This window comes from Nocardia sp. NPDC059228, from assembly GCF_042754245.1.
Taxonomy (GTDB): Bacteria; Actinomycetota; Actinomycetes; order Mycobacteriales; family Mycobacteriaceae; genus Nocardia.
On the sequence record NZ_JBHZAL010000004.1, the window covers coordinates 102,170 to 118,068 of the forward strand.

Annotated in this window: 19 protein-coding genes; 12 read left to right on the top strand and 7 right to left on the bottom strand. The window is 68.4% G+C overall.

Features of this window, described 5'->3' with window-relative positions; all coding sequences use genetic code 11:
• Nucleotides 1-204: 204 nt before the first annotated feature.
• The 6 genes from ACFXKA_RS08705 (at nt 205) to ACFXKA_RS08730 (ending at nt 4,299) form a co-directional block, all read left to right on the top strand.
• Complete coding sequence (locus ACFXKA_RS08705; protein ID WP_364617965.1) at nt 205-648, top strand: PaaI family thioesterase; 444 nt, start codon at nt 205-207, stop codon at nt 646-648.
• 129 nt (nt 649-777) lie between these two features.
• Nucleotides 778-1,080 carry an urease subunit gamma gene (locus tag ACFXKA_RS08710; protein ID WP_326310528.1) on the top strand — a complete coding sequence of 101 codons (303 nt, stop codon included), beginning with the start codon at nt 778-780 and terminating at the stop codon, nt 1,078-1,080.
• Between the two features lie 5 nt (nt 1,081-1,085).
• Nucleotides 1,086-1,397, top strand: a complete 312-nt coding sequence (locus ACFXKA_RS08715; RefSeq protein ID WP_379426916.1) for an urease subunit beta — start codon at nt 1,086-1,088, stop codon at nt 1,395-1,397.
• Complete coding sequence (locus ACFXKA_RS08720; RefSeq protein WP_379426690.1) at nt 1,397-3,118, top strand: urease subunit alpha; 1,722 nt, start codon at nt 1,397-1,399, stop codon at nt 3,116-3,118. Before ACFXKA_RS08715 ends, ACFXKA_RS08720 begins: the two co-directional genes overlap by 1 nt.
• A 121-nt stretch (nt 3,119-3,239) precedes the next feature.
• Nucleotides 3,240-3,911, top strand: coding sequence for an O-methyltransferase (locus ACFXKA_RS08725; protein WP_379426691.1), 672 nt, complete (start codon nt 3,240-3,242; stop codon nt 3,909-3,911).
• Between the two features lie 118 nt (nt 3,912-4,029).
• The gene (locus ACFXKA_RS08730; RefSeq protein WP_354831860.1) at nt 4,030-4,299 is read left to right on the top strand and encodes a hypothetical protein; all 270 of its coding nucleotides are present in this window, start codon (nt 4,030-4,032) and stop codon (nt 4,297-4,299) included.
• 40 nt (nt 4,300-4,339) lie between these two features.
• Here ACFXKA_RS08730 and ACFXKA_RS08735 read toward each other — a convergent pair whose 3' ends face one another.
• A complete protein-coding gene (locus ACFXKA_RS08735; RefSeq protein WP_379426692.1) occupies nt 4,340-4,894 on the bottom strand; it encodes a PadR family transcriptional regulator in 555 nt (184 codons plus the stop codon).
• 76 nt (nt 4,895-4,970) lie between these two features.
• Here ACFXKA_RS08735 and ACFXKA_RS08740 point away from each other — a divergent pair, with 76 nt between their 5' ends.
• Together ACFXKA_RS08740 and ACFXKA_RS08745 are read left to right on the top strand one after the other, a co-directional pair.
• Entirely contained in the window at nt 4,971-5,390 is a 420-nt protein-coding gene (locus tag ACFXKA_RS08740; protein ID WP_379426693.1) for a nuclear transport factor 2 family protein, read from the top strand.
• 4 nt (nt 5,391-5,394) lie between these two features.
• Complete coding sequence (locus ACFXKA_RS08745; protein WP_379426694.1) at nt 5,395-5,805, top strand: YchJ family protein; 411 nt, start codon at nt 5,395-5,397, stop codon at nt 5,803-5,805.
• Nucleotides 5,806-5,835: 30 nt separating this feature from the next.
• On the opposite strand, the gene ACFXKA_RS08750 is transcribed toward ACFXKA_RS08745, so the two are convergent.
• The 4 genes from ACFXKA_RS08750 to ACFXKA_RS08765 form a co-directional block, all read right to left on the bottom strand.
• A complete protein-coding gene (locus ACFXKA_RS08750; protein ID WP_379426695.1) occupies nt 5,836-6,777 on the bottom strand; it encodes a formylglycine-generating enzyme family protein in 942 nt (313 codons plus the stop codon).
• 11 nt (nt 6,778-6,788) lie between these two features.
• The gene (locus ACFXKA_RS08755) at nt 6,789-9,140 is read right to left on the bottom strand and encodes an arylsulfatase (protein WP_379426696.1); all 2,352 of its coding nucleotides are present in this window, start codon (nt 9,138-9,140) and stop codon (nt 6,789-6,791) included.
• A 168-nt stretch (nt 9,141-9,308) separates the two neighbouring features.
• Nucleotides 9,309-9,503 carry a hypothetical protein gene (locus tag ACFXKA_RS08760; protein ID WP_379426697.1) on the bottom strand — a complete coding sequence of 65 codons (195 nt, stop codon included), beginning with the start codon at nt 9,501-9,503 and terminating at the stop codon, nt 9,309-9,311.
• Between the two features lie 129 nt (nt 9,504-9,632).
• Nucleotides 9,633-10,301: a TetR/AcrR family transcriptional regulator gene (locus ACFXKA_RS08765; protein ID WP_379426698.1), complete on the bottom strand. Its 669-nt coding sequence runs from the start codon at nt 10,299-10,301 to the stop codon at nt 9,633-9,635.
• Nucleotides 10,302-10,413: 112 nt separating this feature from the next.
• Between ACFXKA_RS08765 and ACFXKA_RS08770 the strand changes: the two genes are divergently transcribed.
• Nucleotides 10,414-11,913, top strand: a complete 1,500-nt coding sequence (locus tag ACFXKA_RS08770) for an MFS transporter (RefSeq protein ID WP_379426699.1) — start codon at nt 10,414-10,416, stop codon at nt 11,911-11,913.
• Here ACFXKA_RS08770 and ACFXKA_RS08775 read toward each other — a convergent pair.
• A complete protein-coding gene (locus ACFXKA_RS08775) occupies nt 11,910-12,746 on the bottom strand; it encodes a hypothetical protein (protein ID WP_379426700.1) in 837 nt (278 codons plus the stop codon). The genes ACFXKA_RS08770 and ACFXKA_RS08775 overlap by 4 nt on opposite strands.
• A gap of 117 nt (nt 12,747-12,863) precedes the next feature.
• Here ACFXKA_RS08775 and ACFXKA_RS08780 point away from each other — a divergent pair, with 117 nt between their 5' ends.
• Nucleotides 12,864-13,766: an SDR family NAD(P)-dependent oxidoreductase gene (locus ACFXKA_RS08780; RefSeq protein ID WP_379426701.1), complete on the top strand. Its 903-nt coding sequence runs from the start codon at nt 12,864-12,866 to the stop codon at nt 13,764-13,766.
• On the opposite strand, the gene ACFXKA_RS08785 is transcribed toward ACFXKA_RS08780, so the two are convergent.
• Nucleotides 13,755-14,732 carry a zinc-binding dehydrogenase gene (locus ACFXKA_RS08785; RefSeq protein ID WP_379426702.1) on the bottom strand — a complete coding sequence of 326 codons (978 nt, stop codon included), beginning with the start codon at nt 14,730-14,732 and terminating at the stop codon, nt 13,755-13,757. The two genes, ACFXKA_RS08780 and ACFXKA_RS08785, sit on opposite strands and share 12 nt — an antisense overlap.
• 205 nt (nt 14,733-14,937) lie before the next feature.
• On the opposite strand from ACFXKA_RS08785, the gene ACFXKA_RS08790 reads away from it, so the two are divergent.
• Both ACFXKA_RS08790 and ACFXKA_RS08795 read left to right on the top strand, forming a co-directional pair.
• Entirely contained in the window at nt 14,938-15,165 is a 228-nt protein-coding gene (locus ACFXKA_RS08790) for a hypothetical protein (RefSeq protein WP_354831890.1), read from the top strand.
• 61 nt (nt 15,166-15,226) lie between these two features.
• Nucleotides 15,227-15,859 carry an urease accessory protein UreF gene (locus ACFXKA_RS08795; RefSeq protein ID WP_379426703.1) on the top strand — a complete coding sequence of 211 codons (633 nt, stop codon included), beginning with the start codon at nt 15,227-15,229 and terminating at the stop codon, nt 15,857-15,859.
• The last annotated feature ends 40 nt before the right edge of the window (nt 15,860-15,899 follow it).

Consider the following 15,899-nt stretch of genomic DNA (forward strand, 5'->3'; position numbering starts at 1 on the left):
ATACAGAACATTCCCTTTCTTTTGGTGGTGGGTGTGTGCGACTGGGCTACCCCCACCACCGGCAGGGGATCGGGGCCACCGCAGCCCTCGGGGCCTCGCTCGATCCTGACGCCGAAACCAGTATAGGTCAGGCTTACCTAACTAGACAACCGGTGGTGCCGACCCGGCGGTCCGGACCAAGATCCCGCGTGCGAACGTGGAGCCATGAGCGACGACTTCTCCTCGATCAAGTCCCTGGCCGATATCACCCCGGAGCTGATGAACAAGCTCAGCGAGGGCACCTTCACCGACCTGCTGGGACTGAAGTTCACCGCGCTGAGCGGTGACGGGGTGGCCGCGGAGTGGGTGGTGACGCCGCAGCAGTATCAGCCGGCGGGGATCGTCAACGGCGGTGTGTACTGCACGGTCATCGAGACCCTCGCCAGCGTGGCCGCCGGCGCCTGGCTCGGCGATCGCGGGACCGTGGTGGGCGTCAACAACAACACCGACTTCCTGCGCGCGGTGCGGGAGGGCAAGCTGACCGGTGTCGCGAGCCCGATCCATCGCGGGCGTTCGCAGCAGCTGTGGCAGGTGGTGATCACCGACGAACAGGACCGGACGGTGGCGCGCGGTCAGGTCCGGCTGCAGAACCTCAACCCTCAGAACTGAAGGCGCGGAACCGGAATCGCCGCGCCGGAACTCGTCGTCCACGGATCGGATATCACCGAAACATGCTGGTAACGCAGGTCGTGCCAGAATGACCGACGATCCGTCCCCGCAATTCGACGAGGAGTCCGAATGCGACTGTCGCCGCACGAGCAGGAGCGCCTGCTGCTGAGTTACGCGGCCGAGCTGGCCCGGCGGCGACAGGCCCGTGGACTCAAACTGAACCACCCGGAAGCGATCGCGATCATCACCGATCACGTGCTCGAGGGGGCGCGCGACGGCCGCACCGTCGCCGAGCTGATGGCCTCGGGCCGCACCGTGCTCACCCGCGACGACGTCATGGACGGCATCCCGGAGATGATCCACGACGTTCAGGTCGAGGCCACTTTCCCGGACGGCACCAAGCTCGTCACCGTCCACCACCCGATCGGATGACGGCCATGATTCCCGGCGAATACCTCTGTGCCGAAGGCGCGATCGAGCTCAACGCGGGCGCGCAACGCATCGAACTGGACGTGGTCAATACCGGTGACCGGCCGGTTCAGGTCGGCTCGCACGTGCACTTCCCGCAGGCCAATACCGCCCTGGAATTCGACCGCGCGGCCGCCCACGGCCACCGCCTCGACATTCCCGCCGGCACCGCGGTGCGCTTCGAACCCGGTCTGGGGCAGCGGGTTTCGCTGGTCCCGCTGGGCGGCGACCGCGAGGTGCACGGAATCAGCCTCACCCCACCCGGAAAGCTGGATGCCTGATGGCCGAACTGTCCCGCGCCCGCTACGCCGAACTGTTCGGGCCCACCGCCGGCGACCGAATCCGCCTGGCGGACACCGATCTGCTCATCGAGATCACCGAGGACCGCAGCGGCGGACCGGGTCTCGCCGGTGACGAGGCCGTCTTCGGTGGCGGCAAGGTGCTGCGCGAATCCATGGGCCAGGCCCGCGCCACCCGCGCCGAGGGCACCCCCGATACCGTCATCACCGGCGTGGTGATCGTCGACTACTGGGGAATCATCAAGGCCGACATCGGCATCCGTGACGGCCGCATCATCGGCATCGGCAAGGCGGGCAACCCCGACACCATGAGCGGGGTGCACCCGGACCTGGTGGTCGGGCCCTCGACGGAGATCATCGCCGGCAACGGGCGCATCGTCACCGCGGGCGCGATCGACTGCCACGTGCACTTCATCTGCCCGCAGATCCTCGACGAGGCCATGGCCGGCGGCATCACCACCCTTGTCGGCGGCGGCACCGGACCGGCCGAGGGCTCCAAGGCCACCACTGTCACTCCGGGCGCCTGGCATCTGGCCCGCATGCTGGAGTCCACCGACTCCTGGCCGGTGAACATCCTGCTGCTGGGCAAGGGCAATACCGTGCGCGAGGACGCGCTGTGGGAGCAATTGCGCGGCGGCGCGGGCGGTTTCAAACTGCACGAGGACTGGGGCACCACCCCGGCCGCCATCGACCACTGCCTCACCGTGGCCGACGCCTCCGGCGTGCAGGTGGCGCTGCACTCGGACACCTTGAACGAGGCCGGATTCGTGGAGGACACCCTGGCCGCCATCCGGGGCCGGGCCATCCACTCGTATCACACCGAGGGTGCGGGCGGCGGGCACGCACCCGACATCATCACGGTCGCTTCGCATCTCAATGTGCTGCCCAGCTCCACCAACCCGACGCGGCCGCACACCATCAACACCCTCGACGAGCATCTGGACATGCTCATGGTGTGCCATCACCTGAGCCCGTCCATTCCGGAGGATCTGGCCTTCGCGGAGAGCCGGATCCGGCCCTCCACCATCGCGGCCGAGGATTTGCTGCACGATCTGGGCGCGATCTCCATGATCGGCAGTGACGCACAGGCCATGGGCCGCATCGGCGAGGTGGTCATGCGCACCTGGCAGACCGCGCACGTCATGAAGCGCCGTCGCGGCGCGCTGCCCGGCGACGGCGCGGCCGACAACAATCGCGTGCGGCGCTACGTCGCGAAATACACCATCTGCCCGGCGGTGACACACGGCCTCGACGCCGAGATCGGCTCCGTCGAAGTGGGCAAACTGGCCGACCTGGTGCTGTGGGAGCCCGCCTTCTTCGGGGTCCGCCCGCACGCGGTCATCAAGGGCGGCGCGATCGCCTGGGCCGCCATGGGCGACGCCAACGCGTCCATCCCCACTCCGCAGCCGGTACTGCCGCGTCCGATGTTCGGGGCGGCGCCGAGCGTGGCGGCGGGAACCTCGCTGCACTTCGTGTCCGAGCAGGCCATCGAGGACGGCCTCGCGAACCGGCTGCGGGTGAACCGGAAACTGGTGCCGGTGGCCAATGTTCGCAGCCGCACCAAGGCCGACCTCCCCAACAACGACGCCATGCCCCGCATCGAGGTGGAGCCGGACACCTTCACCGTCCGGATCGACGGGGAGGTGTGGGCCGAACAGCCCGCCACCGAACTGCCCATGGCACAGCGGTACTTCCTGTTCTGAACGGAGCCGGCGCCGGGCGCGGCGAGCGCGCGCCCGGCACCGAGCCCGGCTCCCGAGTGGGAAATCTCTCGGCGTGAGCGCAATGCTGGGAGTGCGCCGGAGGCGGTGGCAGACTTCGGATATGACGACCGCCGATTGGGCCGAAGTTGATCGCTATCTCGTCGAAACCCTGGTGGGAGACGAGGATTCGGAAACCTTGCGGGCGAACGCGGAGGCCGGACTGCCCGCCATCGACGTCTCGCCGCCGCAGGGCAAGTTCCTGTATCTGATCGCGAAATCCGTGCGGGCGCGGCGCGTACTCGAGGTCGGCACGCTGGGTGGATACAGCACCACCTGGCTGGCGCGGGCCGTCGGGAAGGCCGGCCGGGTGGTGACCCTCGAATACCAGCCGAAGCACGCCGAGGTGGCGCGCCACAATCTGGATCGCGCGGGGGTGGGGGAGCGGGTCGACATCCGGGTCGGCGCGGCGCTGGACTCGCTGCCGGTGCTGGCCGAGGAGCAGCCGGAACCGTTCGATCTGGTCTTCATCGATGCCGACAAGGTCAACAACGCCAACTATGTGCGGTGGGCGCTGCGGCTGACCCGGCCCGGGTCGGTGATCATCGTCGACAATGTGGTGCGCAATGGCGGCATCGCCGACGCGGCGTCGGCGGATGCGGCGGTGCGGGCCAGCCGGGAGGTCATCGAATTGATCGCCGCCGAGCCACGATTGGACGGGACCGTACTGCAGACCGTCGGCGGAAAGGGTTGGGACGGTTTCGCTTACGCGGTCGTGCTGGGCGAGGACGACTGAGTTTCACGTCACTGAACGGAGGGCGAACTGGGCATACTCTGCCCGGTCCGCCCTGTCCCGGAAAATTTGCTGCACGTTTGCTTGTCATCCGGCGGGTGTCGACAATACGGTCGTACGCATGACGGACCCGTACGGCTCGACCTATCCGCCGCCCGCCTTCGCGGCCCCGCCGGAATCCGGCCATCGACCCGGCGCACTCGAGCGGTTGCGCTCGGCCGTGTTCGTGGCCGCGCCGGTCGTCGCGCTGGTCGGGACGGTGGGTGTGCTCGCCGTCGTCATCTACCGCGGCGAGCATCCGGCCACCGCCGACCCCGGTCGGAACCAGCGGGCCGGGGTCTCCACCACCGTGTCGGCCAGTCCGGTGCTCCCGGTCGTGCACGCGTCGTAATGCCCTGCGGGGCAGTCACTGTCACCTGCCCTGTGGGCGATCACGCTCGCGAACCGGGCGTTTCGCCCGGGTTCGCGGCCAACTCCTCCCAGTAGTCCACGTACGCCTGCTCGTGCATGATGCCCAGCCGCAGCACGCGGGCGCGTGAGGTCGCGCGCTCGCTGTCGTCCGGATCGATCTCGTCGTAGAGCGTCCGGTACAGCTCCAGCCAGCCGCGATGCTCGGCGGCCTGATTGCGGGCCAGCGCCACCACGTCACCGGGCTCGCCGAGGTCGGCGAAGAACAGTTTCAGCTGCGCGGGATCGCGGGTCTCCGGCGGCGGCGAGGTCGGGTCGCCGAGCCAGCGGGTGAGCTCGGCGCGGCCGGCGGCGGTGAGGTGGAAGACGCGGCGGCGGCGTCCGCTCTCCTCGGCCTCCTCGTGCAGCAGGCCCTGCTCGGCCAGGCGCGGCGGGACGCGATAGAGCTGGGCGTGCGGGATGGGCCAGAACTTGTCGACGCTCTCCTCGAGGCGGGCCTTCAGGTCGTAGGGCGTCAGCGGGCCGTGCCGGGCGATGAGGCCCAGCACGATGTGGTCCTGCGGGCCGAGGTCGTGCATTCGGCAACTCCTCTCGGGTTGACACGGTATCGATGAGACTATACCTTCATTCCCGTCATACCGTATCAATGAGACTATGGGAGTGGGGATGCGCGACTACGCCATCGATCTGTACAACCGCTGGGCCGCCCTCTGGAACGGTGACCTCGCCATCGCCGGCGAGATCATGGCCCCCGAATTCACCCTCCGCTACGCCCAGCCAGGCGCGACCGTCTTCGACGACGTCCACGACCCCGCGGCCCTCGCCGCCGTCGTCGACGCCTTCCGCGCCGAGCGGCCGGGCCTGGAGTACGAGCCGCAGGGCGTGCCCGTCGTCGACCTGATCGACGGCCGAACCGGATTGATCGCCCAGCCCTACGGGGCCCGGGTCGTCGATCCGGACGGCACCGTCGTGCGCGACATCAGCGGTACCGACATCCTGCGATTCGAGAACGGGCGGATCGTCGAAGTCTGGTCGGTGTCCGGTGGACCCACCGGACGCAGCTTCTACGCTTGAGCCCATGTCGAAGCGCCGCGCCCCCCGTCCCGTGCCCGAGGACTGCCCGTGCGGGCTGCCCGCCGCCTATGCCGACTGCTGCGGGCGCCTGCATCGCGGCGAGGTCAGTGCGGGTACCGCCGAACAGCTCATGCGGTCGCGCTTCAGCGCCTTCGCGGTGCGGGACGAGGCGTATCTGCTGCGCAGCTGGGCCCCTGAAACCCGGCCCGCCGACGTGGATTTCGACCCGGGACTGCGCTGGGACCGGCTCGAGATCCTCGGCACGACCGGCGGGGGGCCGTTCCACACCGAGGGCACGGTGGAGTTCCGTGCCCACTACCGCGCCCACGGCAGGGCGGGACAACTGCACGAGAACAGCCGCTTCCGCCGGGACCACGGGGCGTGGGTCTACCTCGACGGCGATATCGAGAACTGATCAGCGGATTCGCTTCTGCCACATCACTCGTCACGGGCCTTCGTCGCGCACGACACAACGGAATCCGAGATGGCAGGTGGCGGTGTCCTCGGTCTGCCCCTGCCGGGCGGCCGGGCGGTAGCGCAGACAGTAGTCGGCCGCGCACAGATATGAGCCACCCTTGACCACCCGACGCGGAAAGCGTTGCGCCGCTTCGACTTCGGGTGTGTCCACCCGTGGGTTGCGTGGCGCGCAACAGGACGACGCCGAGTGCCCGGGGCGAAAGAAGTCGACTGTCCACTCCCACACGTTGCCGGTCACGTCGTACAGCCCGTAACCGTTGGGCGAATAGGTGCCGATCGCCGTGGTGCCGGGCGTGGACGTCTGCCCTCGGCCGGGATGGAACTTCCAGGGGAAGGCGCCGACCCAGACATTGGCCAGGCGCCGGCCGGTGGGTTCGAATTCGTCGCCCCAGGCGTAGGTCGCCGAATCGAGTCCGCCGCGGGCCGCGTACTCCCATTCCGCCTCCGTGGGTAGCTCTTTGCCGGCCCAGGCCGCGTAGGCCGCGGCGTCCTCGTAGGCCACCTGGGTGACGGGGTGACGGTCGAGCCCGTCGAGCGTACTGCCTGGCCCGTGCGGATGGCGCCAGTCGGCTCCCGGAACGTAGCGCCACCAGCGGCGCCAGTTGTCCAACGACACCGGACCCGAGGTGGGCCGGAACACCAGCGCGCCCGGCGTCAGGTCCGCCGGCTCCGCATCCGGGTAATCCTCGGCCGCCGGAATGCGTTCGGCGACAGTGATGTAACCGGTTTGCTTCACGAATCGCCGGAAGGCGGCGTTGGTCACCGGGTGCGGGTCGATCCAGAACGAATCGACTCGCACCCGATGCACCGGCCGCTCCTCGGGGAAGAAATCATCCGAACCCATGCCGAAATCGCCACCGGCTATCCGGACCATGCCGCGGTGGACCTGTGCGCGGATCGCAGTGGCCATGGGTGCTCGCCTCAATCGCGCGAAAAGGCCGCGGCCGCAGCCATTTCCAGATCCTGGTACGGCTTTCCGCTCACGTCCTCGATGACCTGGTGCATCGTCCCACCGGTGAACGGGAACGGTGACCGGTACCGCGCCGAAACGGACTGACCGGTGTCCCGGCCGACCCGGACGCCCTCCCCGACACCGGAGAACACGGTCGGCTGGATCCGCATGTCATCGAGTGAACCCACGGGGTTCTCATCGATGTAGAGGACAGCCTCACCCGTCGGCGTGAAGTGGTCGGGCCGGGTGCCGTGCCGTTCGTACCGCACCCCGAGGATGTGATCGCCGAGCGGCACCCGGCGGTCGGAGACGATGGCCTGTTCCTCCTCGCCGAGGAAGTTGTAGATGTAGCACAGGTGACCGTCCTGGACGAACAAGGCGTGCCCGCCGAGGCGCCCACCGTGGGCGAACAGCACTCCCTCCGCGTCCGGGCTGGTGATCGTCGTCTCGGCCAGCAGTGCGAACGAGCGTCCCAGAATCTCGAGCGCCGCGCCCGGTCCGACCTCCGCGCTGTCCGGGTAGTAGACGGCCCGGTCCAGGCCTTTGGCATAGGTCGGGCGATAGCGCACCATCGCGGAGACGATGTCGAGATCGTTGAGCGGCATCCCGTTGTATTTCTCGGCCTCCGAGAACCACAGTGCCTTCAATTCCTCCAGTTTCTCGGGATGGACCTCGGCCAGGTCGTGCATCTGGCTGCGGTCCTGTTCGAGATGGAACAGTTCCCAGCGGTCCTTGTCGAAATGCCCCCAGCCGGACGGGCATGCCGCGTGCACGGTGTCGGCGAACCACCCGCGATGCCAGATGCCGCGCGTGCCCAGCATCGAATAGAACTGGGTGTGCTTGCCGACATCGGCGTCGGCGTCTTCGAACAGGGCCCGGAAGCTGACCCCCTCCAAGGGGCGCTGCTCCACGTTCTTCACCGTGTCCGGCGGTGTGATGCCGAGCAGTTCGTAGACGGTGGGGGTGATGTCGCAGACGTTGAGGTACTGGTGGCGGATCTCCCCGCGGGCCGGAATGCCGGCCGGCCACGACATCACGCATGGATCGGCGATGCCGCCTTCGTGCGAGGCATACCGCTTGTACAGCTTGTACGGGGTGTTGAAGGCCATCGCCCACCCGATGCTGTAGTGGTTGTAGGTGGTCGGCAAACCCAGCTCGTCGAGCTTGGCCAGACTGTCCTCGATCGTGTCGATGTAGCCGTTGAAGAACTTCATCTCGTTGACCGAACCGTTCGGACCGCCCTCACCGCTGGCGCCGTTGTCCGAGAAGGCCACGATGATGGTGTTGTCGAGCTGGCCGCTCTCCTCGAGATAGTCCAGCAACCGGCCGATCTGCGCGTCCGTGTACGACAGGAATCCGGCGAACACCTCCGCCTGCCGGGCGAACAGCCGTTTCTCGTTGTCGGACAGCGAATCCCATGCCCGTACCGTGTCCTGCGCCGGCCACGGCTTGCCGTCGGCGCTGGTGACGTTGATGTACGGGTTCATGGGTGACAGCTCGGTGTTCTCCGGCACCAGGCCCATGCGCTTCTGGTTCTCCAGCACTATCTCGCGATACTTCTCGTAGCCCATGTCGAACCGGCCGCGGTATTTGTCGGCCCACTCGTGCGCGACGTGGTGCGGCGCATGCCCGCATCCCGGGCACAGGTACATGAACCACGGTTTGTCGGGGGCGATCACCTTTGCGTCGCGAATGAACTCGATCGACTTGTCGGCCAGATCCTTCGACAGGTGATACCCGTCCTCCGGCGGATACGGCTGCGAGATCGGGTGATTGTCGTACACCAGGTTCGGATACCACTGGTCGGCCTCGCCGCCCAGGAAGCCGTAGAACCGCTCGAACCCGCGCCCCAGCGGCCAATGCCGCTTCGACGCCGCGAGGTTCTCCTCCTCGAGCGGCGTCATGTGCCATTTGCCGACGGCGTAGGTGTTCCACCCGCGCTCGGCGAGCACCTCCGAACACAACGCGGTGTCGGCGGGTATGCGCCCCGACAGGCTCGGGAATCCATCGCTGAATTCCTCGATCGTGGCCATGCCGACCGATGACGCATTTCGCCCGGTCAGCAGCGAGGCACGCGTGGGCGAACACAGTGCGGTGGTGTGGAACTGCGTGAACTGCACGCCACTATCGGCGATCCGCTTCATATTCGGCATGTCGACCAGACCGCCGTAGCAGTCCCAGGTAGCGATTCCGATGTCGTCCCACACGAGATACAGCACGTTGGGCGCACCCTGCTTCGCGGTCGGCTCCGCGTACGGCCCCCAGTCGGCGACCGAGTCACGGATATCTAGGGCGACATGCCCTTCGAACTTCCTGGCCATCATTCACCTCTGGAAAAGGAGAATCGTTGGTAGTGATACCCAGCTCCGGCGATACCGCTGGGAGTTCATCGACGCGTCGGTGACCATGCCATTCCTGGACTCGGTATCCGGAACTCTCGCTGCTCACCGGCCTCTCGTTCCGATAGAAGAGTACCGACCGGAATGGACTCATAGCAGCGGTTGGCCGAACACGAGGCCCGAACGGTCGATGATGTAGAGCCCGAGCACGATCAGCACGACCGGCATCATCCAACGGCTGAAGCGCCGCAGGATTCGGCCGGCCGGCGATGGGCCGGCGCCGAGGTCCCGCTGGATAGCACGGTCTGCGACCGGATGGCCTTGCGGGTGATCGAACAGGGGCACAAGACGCTGTCGCCATCTGCGTGCAGAAGCTGCGCAACGGCATCGCCTGCGACATTGCAGTCAATGCAAGGATGCGGGCGATGCCGGACGACGACATGCGGTGGTGCCCGTGATGGTGATTCCGGCGGATCAGTGAGCGGCGCGGGCCTCGAAGCCGTCGCACAGTGCGGTGAGACCGGTGTCGAGCAGATGCTCCGGATTCAGCAGGGCGGTGTCGCCCGTGCCGACGAGATCGGCCAGCGGGGCCGGGGTGGGCCAGTGCGGGTCGCCGTCGAGCAGGGCGGTGAGCCCGGAGCGTTCGTCGGCGCTGCTGTCGCGGCCCTGCAGCAGCCGGGCGCTGACCTCCTGCAGTGCGACCCCGGCGATGTAGCTCCACACCGACAGTGACATGCGGGTCGCCTCCCGGGTGTCGACGCCGAGTTCGGCGAAGCCCTCGACCAGCCAGCTCAGCACCACCAGACTGTGCTCGCCGAAGTTGTAGCGCGGCACCGCGAAGGTGAACAGCACCCACGGATGTTCCTGGTAGAGACGCCAATCCACCTCGGCCGCGATCCGCACCCGGTCCCGCCAGGTCCAGCCCTGGCCCTCGGCCGGCGGGTAGGGGTTGCGCCGCGAGACCTCGTCGGTCATGGCCGCCAGCAGGGTGTCCTTGTTGGGGATGTGCCGGTACAGCGACATGGCGCCGGAGTTCATCCGATCGGCGATGCGGCGCATGGACAGGGAATCCAGTCCGGACTCGTCGGCCAGGGTGATGGCGGTGTCGACGATGGCGGCCCGGGTGAGCTTGGCCTCGGTCATCGGACGAATTGTTCCCTTCCGCGCAGGGGATGCGTACACTGTACTCGCGCTCGTGCGTACAACGTACGCGCGCATTGTCTTGTAAGCCCGAAATCAGCCCGAAGGATAGGTCATGACGAGTACCCTCGCGCGTCCCGACGCGAAGACGCCGCGCCGCGCCTGGGCGGGCCTGGCGGTTCTGCTGCTGCCGGTGCTGCTGGTGTCGATGGACATGTCGGTGCTCTACCTGGCCATGCCAACCCTCACCCAGAGCCTGGATCCGTCCGCGACACAGCAGCTCTGGATCCTCGACATCTACGGTTTCATGATCGCTGGACTGCTCATCACCATGGGCAATCTGGGCGACCGCATCGGGCGCCGCAATATTCTGCTCGCCGGTGCCACGGTCTTCGGAATCGCCTCGGCGCTGGCCGCTTTCGCACCCAGCGCGGGCGTGCTCATCGCGGCGCGGGCGCTCATGGGCATCGGCGGCGCGACACTGCTGCCGTCCAGCCTGGCCCTCATCTCGACGCTGTTCCCGAACGATCGCGCGCGGGCCACCGCCATCGGCGTCTGGACCGCGTTCTTCGCGGGCGGGTCGGCGGTCGGGCCCATCATCGGCGGCATCCTGCTGCATCACTTCTGGTGGGGCTCGGTGTTCCTCATCAATACGCCGGTGCTGCTGGTGCTGCTGGCCTTCGGTCCGCTGCTGCTGCCCGAGCACCGCGACGCCGGGCGCGGGCGCCTGGACTGGGTGAGCGTATTGCTGTCCATCGGCGGCATCCTGCCGCTCGTGTACGCCGTCAAGCATTGCGCGGCCGAGGGATTCGACCTGCCGGCCGTCGGCATCGGGATCCTCGGCGTGCTGCTGCTGACCGCGTTCATCCGGCGGCAGCGGATGCTGGCCGAACCGCTGCTGGATCTGAGCCTGTTCCGGCGCGGGCTGTTCTCGGTGGCCATCGGTTCCAGCACGGCGGGCATGCTGGCGCTGGCCGGCATGAGCTACCTGACCAGCATCTACCTGCAGTCGGTGACCGGACGCGACGCGCTGCAGTCGGCGCTGCTCGGGATTCCGGGGGCCGTGGTGGTGTTCGTGTTCTCGATGAGCGGCGCGCGGATCGGGCGCAGGCTCGGCACCAAGACCACCTTCGTGCTGGCGCTGAGCATGGCGTCCCTGGGCAATCTCATGCTGCTCGGGGTCGGTGTCGACGGCGGGATCGGCTGGTACATCGCCGGTTCCGTGGTCGCGGGCGCGGGCTTCGGCATCGCGTTCACGCTGGTGTCGGAGGTGGCGGTGTCGTCGGTGCCGGCCGAGCGGGCCGGGTCGGCGGTCGGTATCTCCGAGACCAGCTTCGAACTCGGCAACGGGCTGGGCCTGGCGCTGCTGGGATCCCTGGCGGCCCTGGTCTTCCGCTCCGGCGGGGACTTCGGGGCGACGCTGGGCGAGACCGTCGACCAGGCCGGCGGCAATGCCGCCCTGGTCGAATCGGCGCGCGAATCGTTCGTGACCGGCATGCACGTGGCGACCACCACCGGTGCGGTGCTGCTGGCCGCGATGGCCGTGGTGGCATTCTTCGCCAAGCCCGGCGCCCCGGCGACCAGCGCAGCGGTGCCCGCCGGTTCCGCGCACTAGCCGAACAGGGTGGTCCACACCTCGGTGATGCGGGCGCGCCAGGGCATGACCACCCGCTGATACGCCTGGCGCACCGGGCCCGCGAGGGCATGCCAGGCGCGGGCGACGGCCGCGAAGAGTGGTTGCAGGACAGTGCGGTTGAAGCAGCGGCAGGGGGTCACCACCGTGATGTGGACGACGATGGTGGCCACTCGCCAGCCGAAGACAACCGTCACGATCACCGCGTAGACCAGCGGACGCAGCACCCATCGCCACAGCTGCTGCGCGGGCCACACGATCAGCCAGGTGACGAGCGGCTCGATCACGGTGACCAGCAGCCAGTGGCCGCCGGGCCGCAGGATTCGCCGCCACAGGGCCGAGATCGGCACGGCGACCAGCCACTTCCACGCCATGGCCAGCGTCCACCCGATCGCCTCGGCGATCGGTCTCACCACGGTGCGGAAGATCCACGGGATGCCCGGCTTCAGGACCCGCCGCCACAGCCACTCCTCGATGGCGCGCTGGATCGGGCGCAGGACATAGCCGAGCAGGAATGCCCCGATCGGGGTGAGGACCATGCCGAACAGCAGCTGCTGGATCAGCAGGTGCCAGAGATGGTTGCGCACGAAATTGCGCAGCGGGCGGAAGACCCAGTCCCGGAACAAGATCGCCAGCGGTCGCGCCAGATGCTCGTCGAACAGCCTGAATGCCGCGGCGATCAGTCGCGGTATCCGGGTGAGTGCCTCCCACACCAGCCGCGGTGGCACGAACAGCACCAGCACGATGCCGCGTGCGATCCAACCCGGGATCGAGACGTGTTCCGGCGTCGGCTCTTCCGGCGCTCGATACGACATGACGGATTCCTTCCCCCGTAGACCGCCTCCCATCCTGGTGCCGGAAAGTGGGCTGCGCCCAGGGTATTTCCACTCAGTTCCCGATCACGTACCGGTCCGCCGGTTAGGCTCGGAAACGTGGCTGAGCAAGACGCTCCGAACAGTGCGCGACCGGCCGGATCGAACGGACGTCCGTTGGCGGAACGCGTGGCGACCAGACTCTTCTATCCGACCTCCCGGCCGCGCGAGAAGGCGCTGCGCGAGTCCGTGTCCGGCGAGGTCATCCTGGTGACCGGCGCCTCGCACGGCATCGGCAAGGCGGCCGCGCGGAAACTGGCGGCCGCGGGAGCGACGGTGCTGCTGGTGGCGCGGTCGCTGGAGGACCTCGAACGGGTGGCCGCCGAGATCCGGGAAGCGGGCGGGACCGCGCACGTCTACCAGTCGGACATCACCGAATTCGATGCCGTCGAGGCCCTGGGTCAGCGGGTGCTGGCCGAGCACGGCCGGGTCGATGTGATGATCAACAACGCGGGCCGGTCGATTCGCCGCCCGATCGACAAATCCTATGACCGGTTCCACGACTTCACCCGCACCATCGATGTCAACTACCTCGGACCCGTGCGGCTGCTGCTCACCCTGCTGCCGAGCATGCGCGAGCACCGGCGTGGGCACATCGTGAACATCTCCACCTGGGGACTGCGCATGCCGCCCGCGCCGCGGTGGTCGGCCTACGGTGCGTCCAAGGGCGCCTTCGACATCTGGTTGCGCACCGTGGCGACGGAGATCGCCGCCGACGGTGTCACCACCACCTCGGTGTACATGCCGCTGGTGCACACCCGCATGAGCGCGCCCACCGATTTCTCCGGCGTGCCCGGGCTCACCGCCGACGAGGCTGCCGATCTCATCTGCCACGCCGTGGTGGCGCGGCCGCTGGAGATCTCGCCCTGGTGGACCGGTGCGGTGCAGGCGTTCTCGGATCTGCGGCGCGGGGCCGCGCAACGGTTCATGGAGCGCGGCATGGGTCGCAGGTCAGGGAAGTAGCACCACTTTTCCGGTCGTCTCGCGCGACTCCAGGGCCCGGTGCGCGGCGGCGGCTTGCGCGAGTGGGAAGGACTGGACGGCCGGGCGCAGACGACCGGTGGCGGCCTCGGCCAGCGCGCGAGTCTCCAAGGCGCGCAAGCCGCCCGCGCGTTCGAGCATGGGCGGGCCGAGCACGACCTGCGAGGTGATGCCGCGTGCGGCGAGGGCCCGCTCGTCGAGGTCGATCTGTCCGCCGGACCAGCCGAACACCAGTCGCACGCCGCCCACGCCGAGCAGATCGACTGCGGTGCGGGCGATCTCGCCGCCGACACCGTCGAACAGCAGGGTGCCCGGGCGATCGCCGTAGCGGGCGCGCACCGCGTCCGGCCATGCCGGATCCAGGTAGTCCAGCGCCAGATCAGCGCCGTTCTCGTAGACCTGATCGGCCTTCGCCTTGCCGCCGGCGAGTCCGATGACGGTCGCGCCCGCGGCAGCCAGGTACTGCACCAGCAGGGTGCCGATGCCACCGGCCGCGGAGGGCACGATGGCGACGGTCTCGGCACTGACCTCGGCGAAGCCGAGAATCCCGAGCGTGGTGCGTCCGGTGCCGATCATCGCGACCGCGGCCCCGGCATCGACACCGGCCGGAATCGGGTGCAGCCGTTCGGCTTCGGTCACGGTGAGTTCCGCGTATCCGCCCGGCACCTGTCCGATGTGGGCGACGACCGCGCGGCCGAGCCAGCTGTCGTCCACTCCGGAACCGATCCGGTCCACCGTCCCAGCCACTTCCCGGCCGGGGATGGTCGGCAGTTCCGGGATCGGCGTCGGCGATCCCGAGAAGCCCTGCCGCAGTGCGGTATCCAGCAGATGCACCCCCGCCGCGCGGACCGCGATCCGGACCTGGCCGGGCCCGGGCTCAGGGTCCGGGACCGTCTCGTACCGTAGATTCTCGGCAGGTCCGAACTCGTGAAGACGGATGGCGCGCACAGCAACTCCTAGCCTCGGCAATGAACGTGTCCCCAAGCCTGCAACCTGAACAATGCTTCAGGTCAAGTGTTCTTGCGTGGGGTCCGCCGACCGCGGCGAGGAATTCACCCTGCAATTTGAAACGAATCACCTTCACATTCGCGGCTTTCGGGTTAGTCTCGCTGCGTTCCACTTCCTGTGAACTTGCTGTGAGAGAGGACTATTCATGAAAACCGTTGTGCTGAAAGCCTGTGCGATCGCGGCCATCGGCTCCGGACTCGGCGCGGCCCCGGCCCTGGCCGCTCCGCTGTCGGTGCAACCCGCCGCCCCCGAACCGGCCGCGGTGAACCCCGTCGCCGGGCTGGTCCCCGAGACCGGTTCCGCGGGTGCGCTCAATTCCTTCACCTGCGCCCTGAAGAGCATCTCGGCCTCGGCGCCCTGCCTGCTCACCTAACCGAGAGGACGCGGCCCGGCACGGCCTAGGATCGGGCCATGCGCTATCCGGACGTGCGGCGATGAGCCTGGCCACCCTCCTCACCCTCGCCGATTCCCGGCTGCCGATCGGCGGGCACGTGCATTCGGGCGGGGTTGAGGAGGCGGTCGCCTCGGGTCTGCTGCGCGATGTCGCGAGCGTCGAGCTCTACCTGCGGCGGCGCATCCGTACCTCCGGGCTGGTGGCGGCCTCACTGGCCGCCGCCGTCTGCGCGGGGACCCTCGAACCGGGGCGCGCCGAACTCGAGGCCGACGCGCGGACGCCGTCGCCGGCGGCTCGGGCGGCGTCGCGGGCGCAGGGGCGCGGGCTGCTGCGGCTGGCCAAACAGGTCTGGCCGCAGGCCGATTGGCGGGCGCTCGGCGCTCGGCCGCATCTGTCCACGGTGTTCGGGGTGGTCGGGACGGTGTGCGACGCCGCACCCGAGGACATCGCCGCTGTTACCGTCTACACCACCATGACCGGGGCCGCGACGGCCGCGCAGCGACTGCTGGCCCTCGATCCCGCCGCGGTCGCCGCCTGCACCGTCCGGCTCGCCGAGGTGTGCGACGCCACCGCGCGGCAGGCGGCGAAATCGCTTGCCGCGCTCTCCGACCCACTGCAGGACGTGCTCGCCGAGCGGCACCTGCGGCGGGACATGCCGCTGTTCGCGTCCTAGCCGGTCGCCGGGTTGGTAACAACCGGTTTACGTGGCTGGG